The sequence below is a fragment of the Variimorphobacter sp. HTMS_6 genome, assembly GCF_059717775.1.
In genome coordinates this window covers 3,157,763-3,182,029 of record NZ_AP046094.1, presented here as the reverse complement: position 1 = coordinate 3,182,029, position 24,267 = coordinate 3,157,763, and the positions used below count along the sequence as shown (strand labels likewise).

At 36.3% G+C, this 24,267-nt stretch carries 20 protein-coding genes and 1 pseudogene; 8 read left to right on the top strand and 13 right to left on the bottom strand.

Annotated elements, in window-relative coordinates:
• Positions 1-33 precede the first annotated feature (33 nt).
• Positions 34-786, bottom strand: coding sequence for an EFR1 family ferrodoxin (locus tag AC6IWN_RS14315; RefSeq protein WP_497988104.1), 753 nt, complete (start codon positions 784-786; stop codon positions 34-36).
• 135 nt (positions 787-921) lie between these two features.
• A complete protein-coding gene (locus AC6IWN_RS14310; protein WP_497988102.1) occupies positions 922-1,404 on the bottom strand; it encodes a MarR family winged helix-turn-helix transcriptional regulator in 483 nt (160 codons plus the stop codon).
• A 364-nt stretch (positions 1,405-1,768) separates the two neighbouring features.
• Here AC6IWN_RS14310 and AC6IWN_RS14305 point away from each other — a divergent pair, with 364 nt between their 5' ends.
• Positions 1,769-2,293 carry an RNA polymerase sigma factor gene (locus AC6IWN_RS14305; protein WP_497988101.1) on the top strand — a complete coding sequence of 175 codons (525 nt, stop codon included), beginning with the start codon at positions 1,769-1,771 and terminating at the stop codon, positions 2,291-2,293.
• Positions 2,286-3,071, top strand: coding sequence for a hypothetical protein (locus tag AC6IWN_RS14300; RefSeq protein ID WP_497988099.1), 786 nt, complete (start codon positions 2,286-2,288; stop codon positions 3,069-3,071). The genes AC6IWN_RS14305 and AC6IWN_RS14300 overlap by 8 nt, the downstream gene beginning before the upstream one ends.
• Positions 3,072-3,127: 56 nt before the next feature.
• On the opposite strand, the gene AC6IWN_RS14295 is transcribed toward AC6IWN_RS14300, so the two are convergent.
• The 8 genes and pseudogenes from AC6IWN_RS14295 to guaA form a co-directional block, all read right to left on the bottom strand.
• A complete protein-coding gene (locus AC6IWN_RS14295; protein ID WP_497988097.1) occupies positions 3,128-4,522 on the bottom strand; it encodes a hypothetical protein in 1,395 nt (464 codons plus the stop codon).
• Positions 4,522-5,076, bottom strand: a complete 555-nt coding sequence (locus AC6IWN_RS14290; RefSeq protein WP_497988095.1) for a sigma-70 family RNA polymerase sigma factor — start codon at positions 5,074-5,076, stop codon at positions 4,522-4,524. Before AC6IWN_RS14290 ends, AC6IWN_RS14295 begins: the two co-directional genes overlap by 1 nt.
• A gap of 260 nt (positions 5,077-5,336) precedes the next feature.
• Positions 5,337-6,755: a carbohydrate ABC transporter substrate-binding protein gene (locus AC6IWN_RS14285; protein WP_497988094.1), complete on the bottom strand. Its 1,419-nt coding sequence runs from the start codon at positions 6,753-6,755 to the stop codon at positions 5,337-5,339.
• A 928-nt stretch (positions 6,756-7,683) separates the two neighbouring features.
• Complete coding sequence (locus AC6IWN_RS14280) at positions 7,684-7,950, bottom strand: hypothetical protein (RefSeq protein WP_497988093.1); 267 nt, start codon at positions 7,948-7,950, stop codon at positions 7,684-7,686.
• Positions 7,951-8,113: 163 nt separating this feature from the next.
• A complete protein-coding gene (locus AC6IWN_RS14275; RefSeq protein ID WP_497988092.1) occupies positions 8,114-8,776 on the bottom strand; it encodes a DUF4279 domain-containing protein in 663 nt (220 codons plus the stop codon).
• A 33-nt stretch (positions 8,777-8,809) separates the two neighbouring features.
• Positions 8,810-9,271: pseudogene (locus AC6IWN_RS14270) on the bottom strand (GMP synthase (glutamine-hydrolyzing)); the annotation flags it as partial.
• A 37-nt stretch (positions 9,272-9,308) separates the two neighbouring features.
• Positions 9,309-9,644 carry a hypothetical protein gene (locus tag AC6IWN_RS14265; protein ID WP_497988090.1) on the bottom strand — a complete coding sequence of 112 codons (336 nt, stop codon included), beginning with the start codon at positions 9,642-9,644 and terminating at the stop codon, positions 9,309-9,311.
• A 1,003-nt stretch (positions 9,645-10,647) separates the two neighbouring features.
• Positions 10,648-12,183 carry a glutamine-hydrolyzing GMP synthase gene (guaA, locus tag AC6IWN_RS14260; protein ID WP_497988089.1) on the bottom strand — a complete coding sequence of 512 codons (1,536 nt, stop codon included), beginning with the start codon at positions 12,181-12,183 and terminating at the stop codon, positions 10,648-10,650.
• Positions 12,184-12,674: 491 nt separating this feature from the next.
• On the opposite strand from guaA, the gene AC6IWN_RS14255 reads away from it, so the two are divergent.
• A complete protein-coding gene (locus tag AC6IWN_RS14255; protein WP_497988087.1) occupies positions 12,675-13,163 on the top strand; it encodes a hypothetical protein in 489 nt (162 codons plus the stop codon).
• A 231-nt stretch (positions 13,164-13,394) separates the two neighbouring features.
• On the opposite strand, the gene AC6IWN_RS14250 is transcribed toward AC6IWN_RS14255, so the two are convergent.
• From AC6IWN_RS14250 to AC6IWN_RS14240, 3 genes are all read right to left on the bottom strand, one after another.
• Positions 13,395-13,991, bottom strand: a complete 597-nt coding sequence (locus AC6IWN_RS14250) for a histidine phosphatase family protein (RefSeq protein ID WP_497988086.1) — start codon at positions 13,989-13,991, stop codon at positions 13,395-13,397.
• 24 nt (positions 13,992-14,015) lie between these two features.
• On the bottom strand, positions 14,016-16,262 hold the full coding sequence (locus tag AC6IWN_RS14245) for a DNA gyrase/topoisomerase IV subunit A (RefSeq protein ID WP_497988085.1): 2,247 nt from the start codon (positions 16,260-16,262) through the stop codon (positions 14,016-14,018).
• A gap of 181 nt (positions 16,263-16,443) precedes the next feature.
• Positions 16,444-18,375, bottom strand: a complete 1,932-nt coding sequence (locus AC6IWN_RS14240; RefSeq protein WP_497988084.1) for a DNA gyrase/topoisomerase IV subunit B — start codon at positions 18,373-18,375, stop codon at positions 16,444-16,446.
• Between the two features lie 555 nt (positions 18,376-18,930).
• Here AC6IWN_RS14240 and AC6IWN_RS14235 point away from each other — a divergent pair.
• The 5 genes from AC6IWN_RS14235 (at position 18,931) to AC6IWN_RS14215 (ending at position 24,253) form a co-directional block, all read left to right on the top strand.
• Positions 18,931-19,605, top strand: a complete 675-nt coding sequence (locus AC6IWN_RS14235; protein WP_497988083.1) for a PHP domain-containing protein — start codon at positions 18,931-18,933, stop codon at positions 19,603-19,605.
• Positions 19,606-19,732: 127 nt separating this feature from the next.
• Positions 19,733-20,995 carry a diaminopimelate decarboxylase gene (locus AC6IWN_RS14230; RefSeq protein ID WP_497988081.1) on the top strand — a complete coding sequence of 421 codons (1,263 nt, stop codon included), beginning with the start codon at positions 19,733-19,735 and terminating at the stop codon, positions 20,993-20,995.
• A gap of 228 nt (positions 20,996-21,223) precedes the next feature.
• A complete protein-coding gene (gene greA, locus AC6IWN_RS14225) occupies positions 21,224-21,706 on the top strand; it encodes a transcription elongation factor GreA (protein ID WP_497988080.1) in 483 nt (160 codons plus the stop codon).
• Between the two features lie 48 nt (positions 21,707-21,754).
• Positions 21,755-23,242 (top strand): lysine--tRNA ligase, encoded by a 1,488-nt coding sequence (lysS, locus tag AC6IWN_RS14220; protein ID WP_497988079.1) that lies wholly within the window; start codon positions 21,755-21,757, stop codon positions 23,240-23,242.
• A gap of 825 nt (positions 23,243-24,067) precedes the next feature.
• Positions 24,068-24,253, top strand: coding sequence for a DNA-binding protein (locus tag AC6IWN_RS14215; RefSeq protein WP_497988078.1), 186 nt, complete (start codon positions 24,068-24,070; stop codon positions 24,251-24,253).
• Positions 24,254-24,267 lie beyond the last annotated feature (14 nt).

Sequence of the window (24,267 nt, the reverse complement as noted above, 5' to 3'; positions counted from 1 at the left end):
CTCCTGGTGCATTTTTATATGTAATAGAAGGTATTATCTATTTGCATCTTCAATTTCTTTTAATGTTATATGTTGATTTCGGAATCTTGCATTGCTCTTTTCTTTTCGAATTCGGATTGAGTTCGTCGGACAATTCTGTGTACAGGCAAGACAGCTCATGCACCGTGCACCGAATTCAGGTTTAAATCCTTCTGCTTTCACATTATCCAAAGGACATAGCACTACGCACTTTCCACACTTGATGCAGGAATCCTCCACTAGAAAGTCCATTGCCAGTCCGTCACCAATCATTGCTTTCCTTTTCATACGTTTTGAGATGAATTTTGCTAAGAGGGAAGACTTAGGTGGAAGAATTTTAGAAGAATTGACATCATTGATGATACTCTGAAGATTTTCATCGATCATCTTCTCAGACTCACCTTTTATTTGTTTTGTCATATCAAAGCTTGGCAAAAAATTATCAACCATCTGAAGCGACTTAATATAGGAAAAATGAATTCCGGAATCCTTCGCTATCTCATGTAGTTGAACGGAAGCACTTCCGGCAAATTTGCCATAGGTCAAAACTGCAAAAATATAGTTACTATTTAACTTTACTTTTCTTAAAAAGTCTTCCACATATAACGGAATTCCTAACCAGTAGATAGGAATTACAAGACCGATTTTATCATCACTAAATTCGTATTTCTCCTCCTTGATGGCTTGGGGAATGGATATCAATTCTCCTCCAAATTTTTTGGCAGCATAGAGGCAGTTGCCGGTTGCCGTAAAATATAAAAGCTTCATTTTTCCTCCATTCTTGCGCACGTTTTATGCGCATATAAAGTTTGAGCCGAGGATTACACAGGCTCAAACTTTGTGAGTGAAAGATTTATCTTTCACTCTTTCCTCCCTAATAATCAATTAATTTTCTGATCATAATTAAGATTTACTACCCTCAATTGCATTTTCAGATATTGTATGTAAACTTTTTCTGATTAGCTCAAGTGTAGTACTATCAATACCCTGTATGAGAGATTCATGCCATTCTTCTATAATGTTAGTTAAAGTCAACTCAAAAGCCTGTCCTTTTTTAGTAAGGGTAAAGAGATAGGAGCGCTTATCCTCCGGATTATCTGTTCTAATAAGATATCCGTTTTGCTCTAAATTCTGCATTGCTCTCGCCGTTACGCTCTTATCAAAATGCAGCTGCCCAACAATCTGGTCCTGAGTTTTACTGTTTGCACGGGAATCATCAGATATGTCACTGCCCAATCTACAATATTTATTCCTTCCGTAATAACACATCAGAATTAATCCATCCGCTAGATTTAACCCATAGGGCTTAAACCTGTTACGCAGAAATAGTTTAGTATGCTTATCAATTTCAAAGATACTTTGAACAACTTCATCAAAAGTTTTCATGCATCCTCCTCTCAATATAGTTGTTTTTGCAACTACTTTCATCATAATACTTGGTGGAAGTATTTGCAAGGGTTATTTGGGTGGGGGTGGATATAGTTAGCAGTACGTCGTTGAATAACATTATTGATGTGGTTTAGAGTTTGTTGAAAAAAGGCGATTGAAATGCTATAATATGGAAAAATATAGAGCATTAACAATACTATTATATCGTTATATTGATTAGGAAAAGTTGATTTTTCTAGGTTTTTATAATAACTAAATAAAAAGCTAGAAGTCAGGGTTAAATGAACCATTTCTATTTTCGTTACAATACTATATAGGATGGTTAAATTACTGTTGATAAAAACTGGAAGGGGATTCATATATGACAACAGATGAGCTAAAGCAACTTATAATCGAATATGGTAAGCATATTTATAGCTTTTGTTGTAACCTTACTGGAAGTAAAATTGAGGCAGATGATCTATATCAAGACACCATCCTGAAAGCTATCGAGTTACGCCACAAACTTGATAGCAGTGGCAACCCTAAAAGTTATCTGATAGGAATCTCGGTAAAGATATGGCAGAATCATAAAAAGAAATTTGCTGTAAGGCAGAAGTATGTCCAAATTGGTGAATATAGTGAAAATCTTATGAATGATATGGAAGATCCGAATAGCCAGCCAGAAGAGGTAATGATAAAGAAGGAAATTATTCAAGCTGTGCAAAGCGGAGTTAAGCAACTTCCTGAAAAAATACGAACTGTGCTATATATGTATTATACTGCTGAAATGTCTGTTGAAGAGATTGGTACGGTATTACATATTCCTATGGGTACAGTGAAAAGTAGACTTCATAAGGGAAGAAACTTATTAAAGTTATATTTGGAGGATTTAGACTATGAATGATATAGATAAAATTCTAAAAGTTGCCTTATCTCCTACAAAGAACCCTTCAGATGAGTTGAATAACACGGTCTTAATGAAGGAGAGTGGCATTATGAAAATGAAAAGTAAAAAATGGGTTATGGTAGCAGCGATTATATTATGCATACTTATTATTCCAGTAACAGCTTATGCTGCATATCACTACCTGTCGCCGGGTAAAACAGCAGAACAACTGGACGATAAGAAACTGGCAAATGCTTTTGATAAGAATGGTAAGGAAGTAGAAAAAACAGTTACCGATGGTTTATATAAGGTCACATATTTAGGACATGTAACAGGAAAATCGATTAGCGATAGAACGGGAACAGCCTGGGATCTGCATCCGGACAGAATTTACATTGCGGTTGCTATAGATAAAGCAAACGGGGACAAGATGTCCGACGGTGATAGTCTAGATTTATTTATATCACCACTAATTAAGGGGTTAGAGCCTTGGACTTATAATATTGTAAGTATGAATGGAAGTTATACAGAGAAAGTGATTAAGGGCACTCTTTACAGAATTATCGAGTGTGATAACATTGAAGTATTTGCGGATAAAACTATGTATTTGGCAGTACTAGATTCGCCATTCTATAATGTAAATGCTTTTAATTATAATAAAAAAACAGGATTAATCAGCGTAAATAAAAAATACAAGGGCACCAATATATTATTTGATCTAGTACTTGATTCCTCAAAAGCAGATCCTAAAAAGGCGGCAGATTACCTAAAGCAATTAAAAGATGAATGGAAATAAGGTTTTGAAAAAAGGGATGTTGCTATTTATTTTGTAACATCCCTTTTTTGCTTTGATTATTTTCTGTCAAATTTCAAATGATAAGCATCGGTCAGAAAATAGTTAGGCTCTGAAATCTTTAATCTAAGAGTTGCTTTATCACCCTTCTCTAAATCATAATATACCGTGGATTCAATATCATTTGTATCAATAGTGGAAGAGTACCCTCCGCTTTGAGTAGTTCCCCAAAAGTTGATTCTATTAAATTTAGAACTAAACAGGATGAGATTACTCCTCTTATTATCATAACGAATATATAGCATCAGGCTATCATTTCCACCACTCTTATTATGAACTCTTTTAACACGTACAATGGTCATCGTACTATCATTAAATTTCACTTGCTTATTCACATCAATCACTTGGTCAACGTTAGGAATAGGTAGTGATATATTCTTATGCTCATTACTTTGAACGACGATATAGGGGATATTTAAAGTGAAGTTGGTATCAGTCGGTTTTACTTTGAAGATATATTTCTGGTTAACACCATTAAAACCATCAGGTAATGAGTATGATTTTGTTCCACTGTTCGTTACCAGATTCAAATCATCCCCCTTATATCCGTAATATATTTTGTTAAATGAATTGATTCTATATTGGCTTTTATTAATCGAGTATAAATTCACCTCAATTTTATCTCCAACAAAAGTTGGCACGGCGGTTAGTGAAATATTATTGTGATAACCCGTGGAACCAATTTGTTCAAGATTATTGTAAGTTTGATAATCCTTAAGTTTAAATTCCACTGATAAATTGAAATCTTTGTAAGTTAGTTTGTAGGTGGCATCCTTGTTAATCTCATCAGGGTTTAACGTATAGGTAAAGTTAGAAGTGTCTGTAGTACCACCCCCAGTCGAGCCAACATAATCCGTATATTCCTTACCATTCGTATATAAGATAACATTAGAATGTGTAAACTTATCGCTTTTTTGTAGCTGATCCCATTCTTTCTGCTTATCCTTTATTAATTGTTCCTTAGAATAATTTTTCCGCTGTAGAGTGAACGTAACCGTTATACTGTCTTTTGTGGCAACGGCATTGTTCAGTGTTAAGATAGCGTTCTTATTTTCTGAGGATACGGTATCGCTTAAAATATAGTGAATGGTGTCATTGTTTTCAACGATTCCATAACCGGGTATAAAGCTAAATACTTGATTAATTGCAGCTTTTACACTGTCTATCCCAATAACGGATAACGATGTTATAAGAATAATGACGGCAGCTGCGCATACAAGTAAACTTTTTGATATAAAATGTTTTTTTGATCGCAAGCCTGCTTTTTTATAAACCAGTTTACGAATCCGATCTTTCGCTTTTTTATCAATATCAATATTAACATCACAGTTTAATAATCTTTCGGCTTCTTCAATCTCAAGATTATCAAATATATCCAATACTTTATCCTCCATTAAAGAACACCTCCTAGCGATTGTCTTAGTTTTATTAAGCCACGTGACACTCTTTTATCTACGGTATTTTCTCTAAGATGTAGTGATCTCGCAATTGATTTTGTGCTTTGACCCAAATAATATTTTCTTATAAATATCTCGCTATCCGGTTGCCCTAACGCATTGATCTCTTGTATCAAGATGCTTCTGGCCTCTCTATTCAGGATTTCCGCTTCAATATTGTTGTTTGCAGGTAAATCAACTTGTTTTACATCATCGATTGATAGATTTTGAACAGTTGAACTTATTTTTCGGAAATGATCAATGGCTTTTCTTTTTGCAATTACCGACAAATAAGCTTTTATTGAACCCCTTTGCAAGTCAATATAATTTCGATTTTTATACAATTCAAAAATAATGTCACTAACACATTCTTCAATATCCTGCGACGAACTGTCAGCAAGTTTGCTGTAAACTATGGTATAAACTAGCCCGGAATAAATGCTAATCAACTTATCAAGACCCCGTTCGGGATTATTTTGCAGGAGCAACAATAAATCTTTATCTGTGATCATAGTATCAACCTCTCCTTTATGTAACCGGTTATTATATACATTCGTAAGAATTGTAGTTAATCTGACGTTATGAAATACTTTTTTGAATATTTTTTGTCTTTTTGAATAAAGTTCCATTCAAGATAAGGTTTATAAAAATTCCTATTTAAAAAAGTAACCAGAGCGAAATCTCTCCGGTTACTAAAATTTTTATACTCAATCTTGCTTTCTTTAGCAGATTAACAAAAGCTATTTGGGTTGTTGGAAAAAACCTACTAAACTTATTCCGCATCAATATCAAGGTTCTTTTTTACCGTTTGCTTAAAATCGGAGATAGCCTGTTTTTTTGTTTTCTTGCCTGATGTATACGCACGTACCTGATCACGCCAGATATTGTTGATTTTTTCGTCAAACTCAGTCTTATTTAAACCGGTCGCTAACTTTCCTGCTGGAATGAATACATCGAACATGTTCTGTCCTCCAAGAAAATCAAGTTTACCGTTAGATTTCTTCATAACAGTAGCGGATGCAACGGAATCCTTTGTTCCATCAGAATTCAAAGTACCATTCGCGCTGTAGTACTGAAGTCCGGTATCAGAGCTGTCAAGGGTAATCCACTTTATGATATCACCTACAGCCGATTTCTTCTTAGTATCCTTGTTTGCAAGAATCCATGTTCCCCCCCAAGAGAAGCCAGCAGGCGGTTCACATACTGCCCAATCGCCGTATGTGCCTTTGCCAACTTTTTCTCCGCCAGAATGTCCAGTCAATACATAGTTAATTAACCACACTGGACCGAGGAAACCGAAGATTTTCTTATTTCCTTTTCCTTGCATATCTGCATACCAAGGATTTTCCCAGTCTTGTGTATCATTGGTATAAGCCTTATCTTTAAACTTTTTAGCATAATCCAAGAATTTTTCTCGTTCTGGATCAATATGAATTTTACCATCAACTAACCAGCCAACTTTTGCACTATTCTCGACTGCATGCCAGATATCACCTTCACCAGATACAATACCATAGCCCTTAGCCTTTAATTCATCTGCAGCTTCGAAGAATTTATCCCAGCCTGGACCAATCTTATCTTTGATCGTAGCAGGATCGTCTGTGTTCCATACATCCATCGCGATAGAGCGTCGATAGATGAATGCGCCACCGGTTGACTGATAACCAAGACCAACAATTTGGCCATCTGGATTGGTTCCCATATCAACACTATACTGAGCAATATCTGCTTCTTTTAAGAGGTTATCAACGTCAATACCGAGATCTTTATAAGGTGCTGCATGCTGATACATATCACCTTTGGTGTATTTCATTACGAAAGCAGCTTCCGCGCAGTAAATGTCGGGTGCATCTGTACCACCGGCAGCAATAGCTTGATCAAGATCAGTCTGATAATCGCCGTCTGTCCCAGCCCAGCAAAAGCTCTTGAATTCATAAGGGAAGTCAGGATGAAGTTCCTTGAACTTATGAGTACATTTATAAACTTCATCTGTGAAACTATAAATATTGATAATTTTATCTTCCGGATCGATCGCCCGAGTAGCCACTGGGCTGATTTTACTACCTTCATCTTTAGAGTTACTAGGGGTAATGGTTGAGCTAATTGGATTTTTGATTACTTTGGCACATCCTGTTAATGTCATGGACATTATGAACAGGCCTACGAGAATAAAAGCTGGTATATGTTTCATTGTAAAACCCCTTCTTTATATTCTTAGTTTTCCTTTCCCTTTTCACAGGTGTTAACTATGTTTTTAGATATTGCGGTGTATGTAGGCCTTCCATCACTCACTGATTTCATGAACGTTCTAGCCACAGTCACTTTCATTTTGCTCAATAATTTGTCTATAGTTTTATTCTTAACTATATTATAAATTGCAAAGTCTACAATGTAAATCATTAAATACCAATTTATGGATATATGATTTGATTTATCCTTTTTAATATTAATCTTTAAAACAAGTCGGGTAGCTATGCGTTTCAGCTTACTGTAACTAATGATACCGGAAATTGGGATACTTATGTAGATTATATTTTGAGAATGTTGATGACATAAACTCTGAACAAGTTCCAAATCATTCGGCAATACAAAAATTCGATGTTTTCTACCATGAGCCCTGAATGTAAGCCTAAAATTAAAATTAGTTATAATACATATTTCTCTATATTTTAAATCACTGACATCATCCCAATTGATTATACGGTCTTTTTCCCAAAATAGATAAACACCTTCTTTACATATAACCCATACATTTAGACCAACGTTTTTGCAATAGAATTCCCATTCCCATCGATACAACAAAAATTATTATAACAACCAGCGCTGCTACGAGAAAGAAGCTACTCGCCATTGATCTTTAAACATTAATTTTCTCAACAAAATTCTTCTTTATTCTCAGCTTTTTTGCTCTTTTTTATTTTGTATGTAATAGAAATAGCCGATACAGCACATGCAAGATAAATTAACATTGCGATACTGCCAATGATATATGGTAAAATGGATACCCTCCTAATCTCAAATTATAATACTGTTTATTATATAAATACTGTTCAATTCATATTTGTATACGATTACAAAGCAACTTTGTAATGTGTTATGCTGATTTCGTACGAGGGAATTTAATTATTGTCTTTTGCTTTGGCCTTGATTGCAGCGATTACTTTATTGTATTTTCTTAAGAGAATTTTTTCATATCTAAAGATTGATGTAGCAATAGCGACAATATATCCCAAAACTAATACAAGTCCAACAATACCATCGGGTACATGATTACATATCCAAGAAAGCGGTAAAGTAATAGCAGAAAAAAAGATAGGTACTGCGATAAATGCTAAGATATAGTATATGTTTTTAATTTTTTGCAAGTCGTTTTGGTTTTTACTCATATGATCACCTTTTCATAATATATAATCTCGATATTACAATTATAAGTTAAATAGGAACTATCCGTACTTCTACGAGTTTTATATTCATCATTCCATATCCTTGATTTTTATTATTATATCAAAGCATCTAAAAATAATTTTCTATGAGTCAAAATTAATAAAACTACTTCAAATCCTTTCCGCTAGCATATAAATCAATATCCAATGATACACCAATTTCTGATATCATTTGAATTGTATATGGCTTGAAATTGATGCCCCACATCTCATCCTTATAACCATAATATGTTACCTGAATTTCAACATTTGCTAATTTCTCAAGTTCTCTAAGAACATCTTTATAAGGTACTAATTCATTTAATAGATGGTCTAATTTGTCCTCAACTTCACCCGAAGTTTTATCAATTGGTGCATAAATAAAACCACTATCGTTATGAGGCGGACAATTTCTTATGCCATTAATAATCCTAATTTGTCCTTTAGACCATTTTTCTTTGGTGCTAATCTGCAATAATGTAATAAACTCATCAAGTTCAATACTATCAGAAGAAACAAATAACTCTACCCTGTTACCAGCAGACATATTCATAAATCTAACTTTCAGCTTAGGAACCAAATCCAAATATATGACAAAATAGAAAGGTTCACTCACAACTGGAAAGTAAACTTCTGCCGATAATTTATCTTCTGAAATGATGATATCTTCTATCAGTGGTAGATTATTCTCCATTTTTAGCATATTTACTCCTAAATATTGCTTAGTTAATTCAAAGGTTGGATTTATTATTTCGTCTATTGCAACTTTTGCAATTTTATTCTTATCCATATAAATGCCCCTTTTATACTTTAGTTTCATTGATTAATAGGACTTGATTGTTAGTTCATAGTCCTTCACCAATTTATAAAATGTATTCCGTTTAAGTCCAAGTAACTCCATAGCATTATTACCAGTAATTTTTCTAGTCTTCCATTGGTTATAAACATCTTTCCAGTTAGAAGGATATCCTGTTTCCTTTCTACCCTTATATTTACCTTCAGCCTTAGCTAATGCTATGCCTTCCCTTTGCCGTTCTAAAAGGTTCATACGTTCAAATTCATTAATTGCACCTATCATGGTAAGCATTAGTTTACCAGTCGGTGTTGAAGTATCAATATTTTCTTTATTACTGACTAGATTAATTCCCTTTGCTTGAAGCAATTCTATTAGTGTTAACAAAATGGCGTAGCAGATACGATTCACATGTTTTACTTCATTTACAATTCTATTAGAGATTCTTCCAAGTAAATCCCAAGGAAGTTCTGAGAATTCCGCAGTCATAAATTTATACCTTCAAAAAGGACGGGGAAAGATACTCATATTATGGGTAACTAATAATTTCTTTGTTTAATGTTTTTAATTTTTCAATAAACTTTTTTAAATTTTTTCTTGTAATCATATTTACATCAACAATTTTTGAAGTGTTACTATTTAACTTAAAATACATATAAGTTCGAGAACTAATTGATATTGAAGTAATTGTATTTGAATTAATACTCAAATTTTTTTTAAATTTAATGATTTCCTTTTCTAAAATTATGTCTCCATTATTCTGACAGAACTTCTTTATATCTGTAAGAGAACCTATCATTAAAGTTTGTATTTCATATATATTTATTATTGATACTTTACTACTAGGTATTTTTATCTGGCTCAAAAAGTCTCCTACTTTTTCATCTATATTCGAAAAGCCATTTTTCCATGATTTTAGTATAACTTCTGAACCTTTTAATTCTATTTTACAGCCGTTTATAAACCGAAAGTGGAACAGCATCATCCATGGAAATATAATTAAGCCTAATAGCATGTCGGTTTGAAAATCAGTGATGAGAAAATAAATCACAGTTATAAATAATATAGAAAACAAAATAAATAAGGCATAAAAAACAATCTAATAATAATATTTGCTTTTAAAACCATAGTATACCCCCATATAATATAGAAACAATTATACAATTAAAGGAAGGATAAGTTCTATGTATAAATTTGGAGTGTCTAATCCCGTTCATTGTATAAATGTTTTTCATAAAAAAAGAAGTGTTATTAAAGACCAACAGCCATGCAATTTATCCATATATCGGATCTGATTTTATCACTTTTTAGCAAATACACTGCAACTCTCCTCCAGTTTTTAATTTATTAATAAATATATAAATTAAATTAGCTAAATTCAGTAGATATATATTTTATATACCAGCTTATCCCATTATATCACTAGTAAATAATTTTGTAAAAATCAATTAGTTAATAGAATATAAAATAATTGGTTGAAGAAAAAGGTTGAGGTATACATAAATTTTTCGTTCCTAATGCCATAACAAAAGCTAATAGACTGTGAGTTTTTTCGTCTTTTAATAGGAAGTTCTTTTTGATTGTTTTCCACTAGGAAGACCTCCTCTAAATTAATATAATAGGTGGCTACAATGTCCACAAATCAATGTGAAAAACATACATAGTCACCTATTAATCATTAGAAAATATATATCGGAAAACTTATGCGCTAGAAAATACATTTAAGTTACGCCATACTAGTTGCTGAATACTACGTATTCATCAACACGCGGGCTGGCGCCCGCTAGCTCAAGAAAAGAAGCTCAGATACGAATAAATTCGTACTGAGCTCCTTTTTCTTTCGTAGTATGGCTTGTAGCTTTACGCGATTATTCCCACTCGATCGTTGCCGGTGGCTTGCCCGTAATGTCGTAGCAGATTCGATTAACATGTTTCACTTCATTTACAATTCTATTACTTATCTTACCAAGTAAATCCCAAGGAAGCTCGGAGAACTCCGCTGTCATAAAATCAGTAGTAGTAACAGCTCTAAGTGCTACAGTGTAATCATAGGTTCTTTCATCACCCATAACACCTACGGAACGAAGGTTTGTGAGTACTGCAAAGTACTGGCCGATGGAACGGTCAAGGCCTGCTTTTGCAATTTCTTCACGGTAGATGAAGTCTGCATCTTGTAGGATGGCTACCTTTTCAGGGGTGATGTCACCGATGATACGGATTGCAAGACCGGGTCCTGGGAAAGGCTGACGGAATACTAACTTTTCAGGGATACCAAGTTCTAAGCCGGCTTTTCTTACTTCATCCTTGAAGAGGTTACGAAGGGGCTCAATGATTTCTTTAAAGTCAACGTAATCAGGAAGACCGCCAACGTTGTGGTGGCTTTTGATTACAGCAGATTTACCGAGGCCACTTTCGATTACGTCGGGGTAGATGGTTCCTTGTACAAGGAAGTCTACTGTACCAATTTTCTTAGCTTCTTCTTCAAAAACACGAATGAATTCCTCACCGATTATTTTTCTTTTTTCTTCCGGTTCAGACACACCTGCTAATTTATCATAAAAACGTTGTTGTGCATTTACACGAATAAAGTTTAAGTCGAATTGATTGGAAAAGATTTGTTCAACCTCGTCACCTTCGTTCTTACGAAGTAAGCCGTGGTCTACGAAGATACAGGTAAGTTGCTTGCCAACTGCTTTACTGATCATAACAGCAGCCACAGAAGAGTCAACGCCACCGGATAACGCACATAATACCTTTTTGTCACCGATTTTTTCCTTTAAAGATGCAACCATCTCTTCCGCGAAGGAAGACATAACCCAGTCACCGGAGCAGTTACATACTTCATATAGGAAGTTATGAAGCATCTTTGTACCTTCTGGGGTATGAACAACTTCAGGATGGAACTGAACACCGTATAGATTTCTGTCGGTATTTTCAATTGCAGCAACCGGGCAGGAATCAGATTGGGCGATTACTTTGAAGCCAGAAGCCAGAGTTTCGATATAATCGGTATGACTCATCCAACAGATTGTATTCTCGGAGATATCCTTAAATAGTTTGGAAGTAGTAGTAACATTTACTTCGGTTCTTCCGTATTCTCTGAGGGGAGCTTTGGTTACCTTGCCATCAAGAAGATAGGTCATAAGCTGACAGCCGTAGCAGATACCTAATACCGGAATTCCTAAGTTGAATACTTCAGGATCGCAATGAGGAGCATCCTCTCCATATACGCTTGCAGGACCACCGGTAAAAATGATTCCCTTCGGTGCTATTTCTTTAATACGCTCAATGCTCGTATTATAAGGAAGAACTTCACAATATACATTACATTCTCTGACTCTTCGGGCAATTAATTGATTATATTGACCGCCGAAGTCAAGTACGATTACTAATTCTTTTTCCACTTGTTAACCTCCTAAAAATCCGTTGAATGGTTTTCGTTCTCTTATTCAAAATGTAGATTCATAATACAACATTTTTTGTCATTATGCTAGTCCAAATAAAAGATTTAGCGATATACCTAAATCATAGGCAAACATTCCCGTAATTCATATAAAATATACAAAAGAATGAATACTTTTCTAATGATATCCTTCTTATTAAACTGTAATTCTAATAAATATAATGCCGGAATAAGAATTTTATAAGAGAAGAAAGTAACTTAATTCGAAATATGGTAACATATCTAGATTAAGTGAATTCTTTTGGTCACTGTTGTGGTAATTTGGTCCTAAATGTTACTGTATTTGATGAAAAATGCCGAATATTGCTATATAATAATAGGTAAATAGGGGTCTGGACTATTTACAAAACAGTATATATATGTTAGTATTTGCTTTGTGTTACAATATTTGTAATGTTTTTTATTACATATAGCCACGGGGGGCTTATTGGGATGAAGGGAACAATTACAACGGAACTTTTTCAAGAGGTTCCGGAGATTGAATTTCAAATAGGATATGAATATTTTCTTTGTAATTTGAGTAATTATACAAAAGCACTTTTTGCCATCTTAAAGAGCATAAAATCGAAGCTTCCTTTGCTTCAGATGATGTGCATGACGGATGAATACGAAGGTCTAAGAACCATTACTCAAACCTTGAGAAAATTGCTTAATAATGTAGGTGCGAATTCGATTTCGGAATTGACATATCAATTGGAAATCGCATTATTAAATGAAGACGCTTCGGACGTCCATAATCGTTTGGTTAATTACATGAACGAGTTGGTGGATTTCTCGGATAGATTGGAAGCAGTATTGAAGAAGATTGATTTAAACAAGGCAGCCATTTTAGTGGAAGAGAGTTCCATGCGCAGGTTTGATTATCAGAAATCACTGGATCGTATTATCCGTTCCGGAGAAGATAAGCGAGATATAGTATAAACATAAACCCCATGCAGGTATGATAAAATCATATATGCATGGGGTTTTTTATAGCTTTATTTTCTATATAGCTTTATTTTCTATATAGCTTTATTTTCTATATAGCTTTTATTTTCTATATAGCTTTTATTTTCTATATAGATTTGTTTTCTATATAGCTTTGTTTTCTATATAGCTTTTATTTTCTATATAGATTTGTTTTCTATACAGATATTATTTACCTATATAGATTTACTTGCTCTTATAAGCTTTATTATATTCTGTGACATCCTTATCAATTACTAGGAGCTCTTCTTTGGAGACACACCGTTGACCGTCAAAATCAAGTCTGATAATATAGGGCATACAATTTATAATTCTTATAAAGCTTTCCTTATGACAAGACGAATCGTAATAATTTAAGATTGTGCTTAATGCGGTTGCATGAGTACCTATGATAATACTTTCTCCTTCATGTTCACGGAGTATATCCTGGAGAGCCTCGATATTTCTACGTTGAACTACACCAAGGGACTCGCCCTGTTCTTCGTGGAATTCAAAGTTTTCCCAACGCCGGTTTAGCATATCAAGACTGTTATTTATTCCGCGTTCCCTTTCTCGAAAGCGTTCATCAATCTCCATAATCAAACCGTGCTCTTTCACACATTCCTGAATTGTCTCCATGCTTCGAATATAAGGACTGGATATTGCATAATCCAGATGAACACCACGTAGGGTCTCAGTTACTTTTGCAATGTCTGATTTTCCTTCTGAGGTTAAGGGTCTTGTTCGATCTACCTCCCATTTGTGTTCGGGTAGGGCATGGCGAACAAAATATATATGAGTCATAGCATTCTCCATCTTTCTTTCGAATTATAGGCTTGCCTTCTGTCCCTTATCGCCACGCTTGCGATTTCGAACCTTCTTCACACTGAGTTCTTTCTCCTTGTAAGTAAAGGTTTCGATATTCGGGTTAAGAGAGATGGCAAAGCTTACGGTATCATTTTTCTCCAATGTGATTGCTTTTACGCCTCGGCTGGTCTTCTTCAATTCGCTAACATCGGATAGAGGGAAGCCAAGGGATAAGCCCTTCTCCGTCAGGATAATTACTTTCTGGTCGCCGGCCATCACCTCGGAAGCGGAGAGCAGGCAGATGGATATAACTTCATCACCTTCTTCAAGCTTGGTTGCAGCGATCTGAGAGCGGTTGGTCTCGAATTCAACACCGGACACCTGCTTGATAAAACCAACCTTGGTTGTGAATAGGAGCTGTGATTCGAATAACTGTTCAAAGGAAGTGTAGATAATAACATTCTCCTTATTCAATTTACATAGGGTGTGAATTAGAACACCTTTATCCTTCATCTTGCATCTTGGGATATTCTCAGCCTTTACCTGATACATATTACCCTCTGCGGTGAAAAGACAGAGCTTGTCGTTATTCTTCATCGGTACAATATGGACATATTCTTTAAGATTGTCCTCGGAAGCTCTGGTATAGCTGGTTGTATCAATGGACTTAGTATAACCGAAGCGATCAATCAATATAAAGATATCCTCGATTTTAATCTCTTCCACATAATCCATGCTGGCTGAATTCATAAGAGCGGTTTTTCTTGGGGTATGGAAGAGCTTCTTATATTCTTTTAAACGGGATTTGATTACTTTATATAGTTCCTTATTGTTTCCTAATATTTTTCTATATTCTTCAATGGAATCCAGAAGGGATTTGTTCTCATCATGAAGCTTTAGGATCTCAAGTCCGATTAATTTGCTTAACTGCATGGCAAGAATTGCATCTGCCTGACGTTCTGTGAAATTCAGTGTTTTAGCTTCCTTCTCCGACTGTGCGGATTTAAATTTAATACCTTCTACGATGCCATCGGTAAGGCATGTTTTGGCCTGCTTAACAGAGGAGCTTCCACGAAGGATTTCGATAATTAGGTCGATAACATCCGTAGCCTTAATTAAACCACCGACAATTTCGAGACGCTTGATCGCCTTATCAAGCATATACTGATATTCTTTTGTATATAATTCAACCTGGAAATCAACGAATTCGCCAAGTATATTCTTCAAATTAAAGACAATAGGCTGTTGATCCTTTACCGCCAGAAGATTGGCAGAATAGGTATCTTCCATAGAGGTCTTCTTATACAGACCGTTCAAAAGGTTATCCAGATCACGATCCTTCTTGACCTCAATCACTACACGGATACCTTCCTTGGAGGATTCGTCTCTGATATCAAATATTTCATCAAAGACCTTGTCCTTCATTAAAGTTGCAAGCCCTTCCACCAGCTTAGTCTTATTGCCGGCTACAGTATAAGGAATCTCAGTAATGACAAGATTCTTTCGACCGTTATCTCCATTCTCAATCTCAACCTTGGAGCGAACTCGAATCTTACCCTCGCCGGTTTCGTACAGACTGACAAGGTCATCTTGATTTGTAATAATACCGCCGGTCGGAAAGTCAGGTGCTGGAATATAGTTCATCAGCTCTCTGACGGTGATGTCGGGGTTATCCATATAGGCCATAACTCCATCGATAACCTCATCCGGATTATGAGGTGGGATGTTTGTTGCCATACCAACCGCAATACCCGTAGTTCCGTTAATCAATAGGTTAGGAATCATGGCAGGAAGTACGGTGGGCTCCTTTTCGCTGTCATCAAAGTTAGGGATAAACTCAATTAATCCCTTTTCCAAATGATCTAGAAGAGCCATCGCGCCAAGAGATAGTCTAGCTTCGGTATAACGCATCGCTGCAGCGCCGTCACCATCGATGGAACCAAAGTTACCATGACCGTCTACGAGTGGAACCATCAAGGAGTAATCCTCTGTCATACGAACGAGTGCTTCATAGATGGAGCTATCGCCGTGAGGGTGGTATTTACCCATGGTATCACCGACGATACGGGCGCTTTTTCTATGTGGCTTCGCAGGATCGAGACCAAGCTCAATCATCGAATAAAGAATTCTTCGTTGCACCGGTTTTAAACCATCCCGTACATCGGGCAGTGCTCTTGCGATGATAACGCTCATCGCATAATCTCTATAACTGTTTTTCATCTCCTCGGAAAAATCCATCTGGATTATCTGATCAGATATACTTTTCATCTAATTAATCCTCCATACTGCCAACACCCTCGAATTTGGGCGTCAGCGCAAATTTGATGTGTGGAAAATTTATTTTCCACACCAATCTTAACATGCTATCCTATGTGTTAGTTTGTGCTGAGGATTTCGCAAGCACAAACTTCGAGTGTGAATTATTTAATTCACACTACCTCCAATTGTTCTATACATCAAGCTTTGCGTATTTTGCTTCTTCCATGATAAAGGCACGTCTCGGAGGAACATTACTGCTCATTAACATGGTGGTAATTTCATCTGCTTCCACGGTATCGCTGATGGAGATTTGTGCAAGTATTCTGGTATCCGGATCCAGTGTCGTCTCCCAGAGCTGATGAGCGTCCATTTCACCCAAACCTTTATAACGCTGAAGGCTCAATATCTTATTGCCTTCGATTTTACGGAACTTATCCAGTTCAAAATCATTGAATAAATATTCGGATTTCTTTGCTCTTTTCCCTTTGACTGCTGTATCGTATTCTACCTTATACAGAGGAGGCATACCTCTGTATACCTTGCCTTCTAAGATTAACTCCGGCATAAAGCGGTAGAAGAAAGTCAATAAAAGTGTACTGATATGAGCTCCATCTACGTCCGCATCAGTTAGGATGATGATCTTATCGTAGCGGAGTTTTGTAATGTCGAATTCATCCCCGATTCCGCAACCGAAGGTTGCTATCATAGATTTGATTTCGTTATTAACCAGAATCTTCTCAAGGGTAGCTTTTTCAACATTCAATATCTTACCACGCAGAGGAAGAACTGCCTGAGTCCTACGATTTCTTGCGGTTTTTACCGTTCCACCTGCAGAATCACCCTCGACGATATATAGTTCACAATCCTCTGCTTTTTTTGACGAGCAGGAGGCAAGCTTGCTTTTGGTATCAACATCATTTAACTGCTTAAGGACTGCGGTTCTGGCCTTGTCGCTGGCACGTCTTGCATTGAATGACTTCATTGAATTATCAAGGATACTCTTTAATACCTCAACATGCTTATCGAACCAACGCTGTACTTCTGCGGAGAATATTTCATCCACCGCGCTTTTAGCATCGGTATTGCCAAGCTTAGTTTTGGTCTGTCCCTCAAACTGAGGATCCGGGTGTTTAATGGATATTATAGATACAAGTCCGTTACGGATATCCTTTCCGTCAAAGTTCTCATCCTTGTCCTTTAATACATTCAACTCTCTGGCATATTGGTTCATAACACGGGTTAGTGCAGTTTTGAAGCCGGTAACCAGTGTACCACCATCTACTACATTGATACGGTTACAATAAGCATTAATCTGTTCGGAATAACTGTCGGTATATTGAAATGCGATTTCCACTTCAATATCACCACTTTTGCCCTCAAGATATATGGGCTCCTCATGAAGATGTGTCATTTCACGTGTTAAATAGGATACAAAACTCTTGATACCGAATTCTTCATGGTATGTTTTTGAAGTTCCGTGTTTTTGATCAATGAAGTTAATTATAATGTTCTTGTTTAAGAAAGCGATTTCTTTCAGTTTTTTATGAATAACCTCAGGCTTGAATTCAATTGTTTCAAATATAGTATCATCCGGATAGAAGGTAACCTTCGTTCCGGTATCGGATTTATTACATTTTCCAACCACAGGTAAAAGGCCATCTTCCAGTCCTACAGTAGGATGACCGCCATCAACATATTCATCACGGTATATCTTGCCGTCACGCCTTACTTCGACAATCATTTTCTTTGATAAAGCATTAACTACGGAGGCACCAACACCGTGAAGACCTCCCGATACCTTGTAAGCGGAATTACCGAACTTACCTCCGGCGTGTAATATCGTATAAACAACTCGTACGGTAGGAATCTTCTTGGTCGGATGAATATCTACCGGTACACCGCGGCCGTTATCGCTGATTTCAATACCGCCATCCTTTAATAAGGTAATATCGATCTTCGAACAAAAACCTGCTAGGTGCTCATCGATTCCGTTATCAAGTATCTCCCAAATTAAATGATGAAGACCCCTTGAACTTGTGCTTCCGATATACATACCGGGACGTTTTCTGACCGCCTCAAGACCCTCTAATATGACGATTTGACTTCCATTATATTGTTCCATGGTATAAACCCCTTTTTCTAAAATATGACAAAATGAGCATAAACACACTCAATTTGGATTATAACACAATGAACTTAGGATTTCCAGCTCTATTACAATCATACGTTCGACTCATAAGTTGCAGTCTAGATTTTGGCAATATACTATTATGAGTCCAATAAATGTTTCCAAAATCAGAGACGCTCTCGCTTTGTTGTATTACGTAGCGGTACATAAGATTCTAAAATACAGAACCTAAGTACCGACGAATACAAATACTCTGATTTGAAAATCATTTATTGGACTTGTAATACAACATAGATCAAAGTATAAGTTTAACAACTCATTAGTTACGGTATACAACATGTCCACTTTTTTATAAAAACCGTTGAAAAAAACGTAGAATGATGTATAATGGGAACAATTATTTATTATAAAATACTGCCCCCTCGAAGCTGAGCGAAAGGGGGAATTCTTTACGGTTTTGCTTTTTGAAGCAATTTGTAAAATATAGCATATGAATTAATTAGGTATAATTATACAAGGTGGACAAGAAAGAAAGGTTAAGGTTTCGGTATGATATATAAATATGAAACACATCTTCATACTACAGAAGCGAGTGCCTGTGCTATCTTTGATGCGGTGCAGCAGGTAAGAAAGTATAAGGAACTTGGTTATACGGGAATTGTTGTAACCAACCATTTTTTCAATGGACATACCAGTGTACCGGCCGATTTGGCTTGGGAGGAAAGAGTTGACCTGTTTTGCAAGGGCTATGAGAATGCCAAGGCTGAAGGAGATAAGATTGGTCTTGATGTATTTTTTGGCTGGGAAGCGAACTTTCGCAGAACAGAATTTTTGATCTATGGACTGGACAAGGAATGGTTGAAGCAACATTCAGACATTCTAGACTGGTCGATTGAAGAGCAATATGAGAGAGTACATGAGGATGGTGGTTTTATAGTGCATGCACATCCATACCGTGTCCGACCATATATTAAAGAGATTCGTTTGTTTCCAGAGTATGTAGATGCGGTGGAAGCTATCAATGTAGGAAATAAGAACGCTGGTTTTGACCGTCAAGCGCTCCTTTATGCAAGAAAGCATAAGCTTCCGGTGACGGCGGGAACTGATTCACATGGTGAAGAAACTAGCCGTAGCGGTTTGACCTTTGATCACAGACTTGAGAATATTCACGACTTTATAGATAGCATTAAAACAGGTAATTATGATTTGATTCGCGTATATTGATATCACTTTTATAATCGTCTTGAGTAATATAATCGAAAAGCAACATTCATACATCTTTATGTAACTGGGATAGAGCGTATATACATCTATCATGATATAAAATTCTTAAAATATAAGGAGGATTCATATGAAGACACCATTTGTAACGCAGGAACAATTACTTGAAATAACAAAAAAATATCCGACCCCATTTCATATCTATGACGAAAAGGGTATTCGTGAGAATGCAAGAAAGCTTTATGAAGCATTTTCCTGGAATAAAGGATTTAAGGAATATTTTGCTGTGAAAGCAACACCAAATCCTTATATCATTAATATCTTAAAAGAAGAGGGCTGCGGTGTGGACTGCTCCTCTTTGACGGAACTTATGTTGTCAGAAGCGCTTGGATATTCTGGTGACGATATCATGTTCTCTTCCAATGCGACTCCTCCTGAGGAATTTATTAAGGCGAAGGAATTAAATGCTTATATTAATCTTGATGATTATACTCATATTGATTTTCTTGAGAAGGTAACAGGAATTCCGGAGACGATCAGTTGTCGCTATAATCCAGGTGGAGTATTTAAAACTTCAAACGGAATCATGGATAATCCCGGGGATGCAAAGTATGGATTGACCAAGGATCAGTTGATCGATGGTTTCAAAAGATTAAAAGCAAAGGGTGCAAAATACTTTGGTATTCACTCGTTTTTAGCTAGTAATACAGCTACGGAAGAATATTATCCTACATTAGCAGGCATATTATTTGAGCTAGCTGTTGAGGTTCGAGACCTAACTGGTGTTGAGATCAAATTCATCAACTTATCCGGTGGTGTTGGCATTCCGTACAAACCGGATTCTGAGAAAAATGATATCATGAAGGTTGGTGAGGGTGTAAGAAAAGAGTTTGAACGAGTTCTTGTTCCTGCAGGAATGGGAGATGTTGCAATCTTTACTGAGCTTGGACGGTTTATGCTTGCTCCATATGGTCATTTGGTTGCGACTGCAATTCATGAAAAACACATTTATAAAGAATATATCGGATTGGATGCTTGCGCAGTAAACTTAATGAGACCTGCCATGTACGGCGCATACCATCACATTACGGTTATGGGAAAAGAGAATGCCCCATGTGATCACAAATATGATATCACCGGTTCATTGTGTGAAAATAATGATAAATTTGCGATTGATCGTATGTTACCAAAGATTGATATCGGTGATCTAATCGTTATTCACGATACCGGTGCGCACGGATTTGCGATGGGTTATAATTATAACGGCAAGCTAAAATCTGCAGAAATTTTATTAAAGGAAGATGGTTCAGTTGAGATGATTCGAAGAGCGGAAACACCAAAGGATTATTTTGCAACATTTGATTTTAGTGACATTTTGAAAGATGCTCAGTAACTCTGATTGTAAAATTATTGTAAAAACGATGTAAATCAATTGTAGATTATTCATAATTCAATAGAATATTTTGACTGGTTTATAGATAAGATATAATGTAACTTTCGAGCAGGTTAATTGCGTAATTTTAAACAATTTTAATCATGTTGACAAGATACAATTGATACGATATAATACTTTGAATGTATTGTATGTAGTATAAAAAGCAATATGGAGGAAGGGTGTTTTATGGTAGAAAAGAAAAACATATTGACTTATGAGGGATTACGACAACTCGAAGCAGAGCTTCATGATCTGAAAGTGAATCAAAGAAAAGAAGTAGCTCAGAAGATTAAAGAAGCCAGAGAGCAGGGGGATCTTTCTGAAAACGCTGAATATGATGCCGCTAAAGACGAACAGAGAGATATAGAGGCAAGAATTGAAGACATCGAAAAGATTCTTAAAAATGCAGAAGTTGTAGTCGAAGATGAAGTTGATGTAAATGCAATAAATATTGGTTGCAAAATTAGAATTTTGGATATGGAATATGATGAAGAACTGGAATATAAGCTGGTAGGATCTACAGAGGCAAACAGCTTAAAAGGCAAGATCTCCAATGAATCTCCTTTGGGAAGTCAGCTGATCGGTAAAAAGATCGGAGATGTTGTTGATGTAGAGACCCATTCAGGTATCATGCAGTACAAGATTCTCCAGATTCAAAAATCGAATTAATAAAATATCGGTAAGCAGGAAAAGTTTACTGCGTTAGAGGTGAGATACATGGCTGATGAAAGAGTTCAAGCTGAACAGGACATTAATGAATTATTAAAGGTAAAAAGAGCGAAGTTAGCTGATCTTCAGGAGAATGGAAAGGATCCTTTCCAGATAATGAAGTATGACGTAACATATCATACGAAGGATATCGTTAATAACTTTGAAGAAATGGAAGGAAAACATGTATCCATCGCAGGACGTGTTATGTCCAAACGTGTGATGGGTAAAGCATCTTTCTGTAACATCAATGATATTAGCGGTAATATCCAAGCTTATGTTAAGAGAGATGAAGTTGGAGAAGAGCCTTACGCTGAGTTTAAGAAATATGACATCGGAGATATCGTTGGTATTGAGGGTGAAGTATTCAAAACTCATTCTGGTGAGATTTCAATCAAAGCGTCAAAAGTAGTTCTCTTAACAAAGAGTCTTCAGATTTTACCTGAGAAATTCCATGGACTGAAGGATACCGACACCAGATATAGACAACGTTATATTGATTTAATAGTGAATACTGAGGTAAGAGATACCTTTGTAAAACGTTCTCAGATTATTCGTGAGATTCGTAATTATCTGGATAGTAAAGAATTCATTGAAGTGGAAACACCGGTTTTAGTACCTAATGCCGGCGGAGCTGCAGCAAGACCATTCTTCACACATCACAACGCCTTGGATCAAGATATTCACCTTAGAATTTCTTTGGAATTATACTTAAAGCGTCTGATTGTTGGTGGCTTAGAGCGTGTTTATGAAATCGGCAGAGTATTTCGTAATGAAGGCTTATCCGTTAGACATAACCCTGAGTTTACACTCTTAGAGTTGTATCAGGCATATACAGATTATTATGGTATGATGGATTTAGTAGAAGAATTATTCAAAACCGTAGCTACAAAGGTGCTCGGTACCACCGCCATCAGCTATGATGGAGTTGAGATAGATTTAGCAAAACCGTTTGAGCGTTTAACTATGGTTGAAGCGATTAAAAAGTATGCTAATATCGATTTTGACCAAGTGGCTGACGAAGCAGCTGCAAAAGCACTTGCGAAAGAACATCATATCGAATTCGAGGATCGTCATAAGAGAGGCGACATCATCAATCTGTTCTTTGAAGAATTTGTTGAGGAACATTTGGTACAGCCTACTTTTATTATGGATCACCCGGTTGAAATATCACCACTTGCAAGCAGAAAGCCTACCGATCCTGATTATACAGAGCGTTTCGAGCTCTTTATCACGAAGCGTGAGATGGCAAATGCATTCTCCGAGTTAAATGATCCCCTTGATCAAAGAGGTCGTTTTGAAGCACAGGAAGCACTTCGTGCAGCCGGTGATGATGAAGCCAACGAATTAGATGAGGATTTCTTAACTGCACTCGAATACGGTATGCCTCCTACAGGCGGTATCGGAATTGGTATTGACCGTTTTGTTATGCTGTTAACCGATTCAGCGGCTATTAGGGATGTGTTGTTGTTCCCGACGATGAAGAACAAAGAATAAAAAATCCAGTATTTGTGCGGGTTTGAGAAAATATAGGTCAGGATTTACGACCAACTTACAACGAAATAATAAAGTATATTTGAAAGAATCTCTTGGAAACAGGGGATTCTTTTTTGTTAGCAAACAGAGATATAAAAACAAGCGGAACCAATGGTAGGAAACCTAAGGGAGATTTCATCTTTATCATATTCATCAGTCCTTCAAGCAAGGAGAAATCATATCGGAGGAGCATCGTATGGAGCTGGCACTTCATAAGGTAGTAAAGGAAGTACCCAATAAGTTGGATAGGGAGATTACAAGGGTAATGGATCTGAATGAAGTATTTCCTGAGCTTCTTACGAAATAAAAATCAGCCTATAGTGAGTACCGGAAGACAAAAACGGAGATGCAGGAATATATGAAAGCGAAGCATAATATTAATATGTTTTTACAGATGGATGAATCTCAGTAGCAGGAAAATAAAGATAAGAAGGATAAAATCACACAGAGATAGTCTTTGGAGAAATCATCAGATTAACAGTTTGGTGGGGGCCCGCTTTTTACTTCTTGGAGAAACGGAAGATTCTTATAGCGCTTACATTAGTGAGTGCGTAGCCAGGCATCTGTGATGGATTTCTGAGTGAATTGGGGACACACGACAACTAGTGAGGCACTAGCACTTCTCCTGTTCAAACTACTTGCCAGTTAGTGAATATGGTCGAAAAAATGACCAAGTAACGCGAAAAAAGTTGAAATGGGAAATATTAGATTGATATTATTCGAGGTTAAGATTATAATAAAGATATTATGAAGCTCAATCTAATATGGTTATATGGAGAATTAAGTATGGAATATTTATCTATCAGTCAGGCAGCAGTAAAGTGGGGAATTTCTACGAGGAGAATACAGGTTCTTTGTACAGAAAGCAGAATTCACGGAGCAATGAAGATTGGGTCATATTGGGCTATACCGAATGATGTTGAAAAACCCAAGGACAAAAGAGTAAAAAGCGGCAAATATATTAAGCACTAGCTGAGAGGAATTAC

Bases quoted from the DNA above. Each gene is read 5' to 3' on its own strand.
- AC6IWN_RS14315 (WP_497988104.1), bottom strand. From the start codon at position 786: ATGAAGCTTTTATATTTTACGGCAACCGGCAACTGCCTCTATGCTGCC.
- AC6IWN_RS14310 (WP_497988102.1), bottom strand. From the start codon at position 1,404: ATGAAAACTTTTGATGAAGTTGTTCAAAGTATCTTTGAAATTGATAAG.
- AC6IWN_RS14305 (WP_497988101.1), top strand. From the start codon at position 1,769: ATGACAACAGATGAGCTAAAGCAACTTATAATCGAATATGGTAAGCAT.
- AC6IWN_RS14300 (WP_497988099.1), top strand. From the start codon at position 2,286: ATGAATGATATAGATAAAATTCTAAAAGTTGCCTTATCTCCTACAAAG.
- AC6IWN_RS14295 (WP_497988097.1), bottom strand. From the start codon at position 4,522: ATGGAGGATAAAGTATTGGATATATTTGATAATCTTGAGATTGAAGAA.
- AC6IWN_RS14290 (WP_497988095.1), bottom strand. From the start codon at position 5,076: ATGATCACAGATAAAGATTTATTGTTGCTCCTGCAAAATAATCCCGAA.
- AC6IWN_RS14285 (WP_497988094.1), bottom strand. From the start codon at position 6,755: ATGAAACATATACCAGCTTTTATTCTCGTAGGCCTGTTCATAATGTCC.
- AC6IWN_RS14280 (WP_497988093.1), bottom strand. From the start codon at position 7,950: ATGAGTAAAAACCAAAACGACTTGCAAAAAATTAAAAACATATACTAT.
- AC6IWN_RS14275 (WP_497988092.1), bottom strand. From the start codon at position 8,776: ATGGATAAGAATAAAATTGCAAAAGTTGCAATAGACGAAATAATAAAT.
- AC6IWN_RS14255 (WP_497988087.1), top strand. From the start codon at position 12,675: ATGAAGGGAACAATTACAACGGAACTTTTTCAAGAGGTTCCGGAGATT.
- AC6IWN_RS14250 (WP_497988086.1), bottom strand. From the start codon at position 13,991: ATGACTCATATATATTTTGTTCGCCATGCCCTACCCGAACACAAATGG.
- AC6IWN_RS14245 (WP_497988085.1), bottom strand. From the start codon at position 16,262: ATGAAAAGTATATCTGATCAGATAATCCAGATGGATTTTTCCGAGGAG.
- AC6IWN_RS14240 (WP_497988084.1), bottom strand. From the start codon at position 18,375: ATGGAACAATATAATGGAAGTCAAATCGTCATATTAGAGGGTCTTGAG.
- AC6IWN_RS14235 (WP_497988083.1), top strand. From the start codon at position 18,931: ATGATATATAAATATGAAACACATCTTCATACTACAGAAGCGAGTGCC.
- AC6IWN_RS14230 (WP_497988081.1), top strand. From the start codon at position 19,733: ATGAAGACACCATTTGTAACGCAGGAACAATTACTTGAAATAACAAAA.
- greA (WP_497988080.1), top strand. From the start codon at position 21,224: ATGGTAGAAAAGAAAAACATATTGACTTATGAGGGATTACGACAACTC.
- lysS (WP_497988079.1), top strand. From the start codon at position 21,755: ATGGCTGATGAAAGAGTTCAAGCTGAACAGGACATTAATGAATTATTA.
- AC6IWN_RS14215 (WP_497988078.1), top strand. From the start codon at position 24,068: ATGGAATATTTATCTATCAGTCAGGCAGCAGTAAAGTGGGGAATTTCT.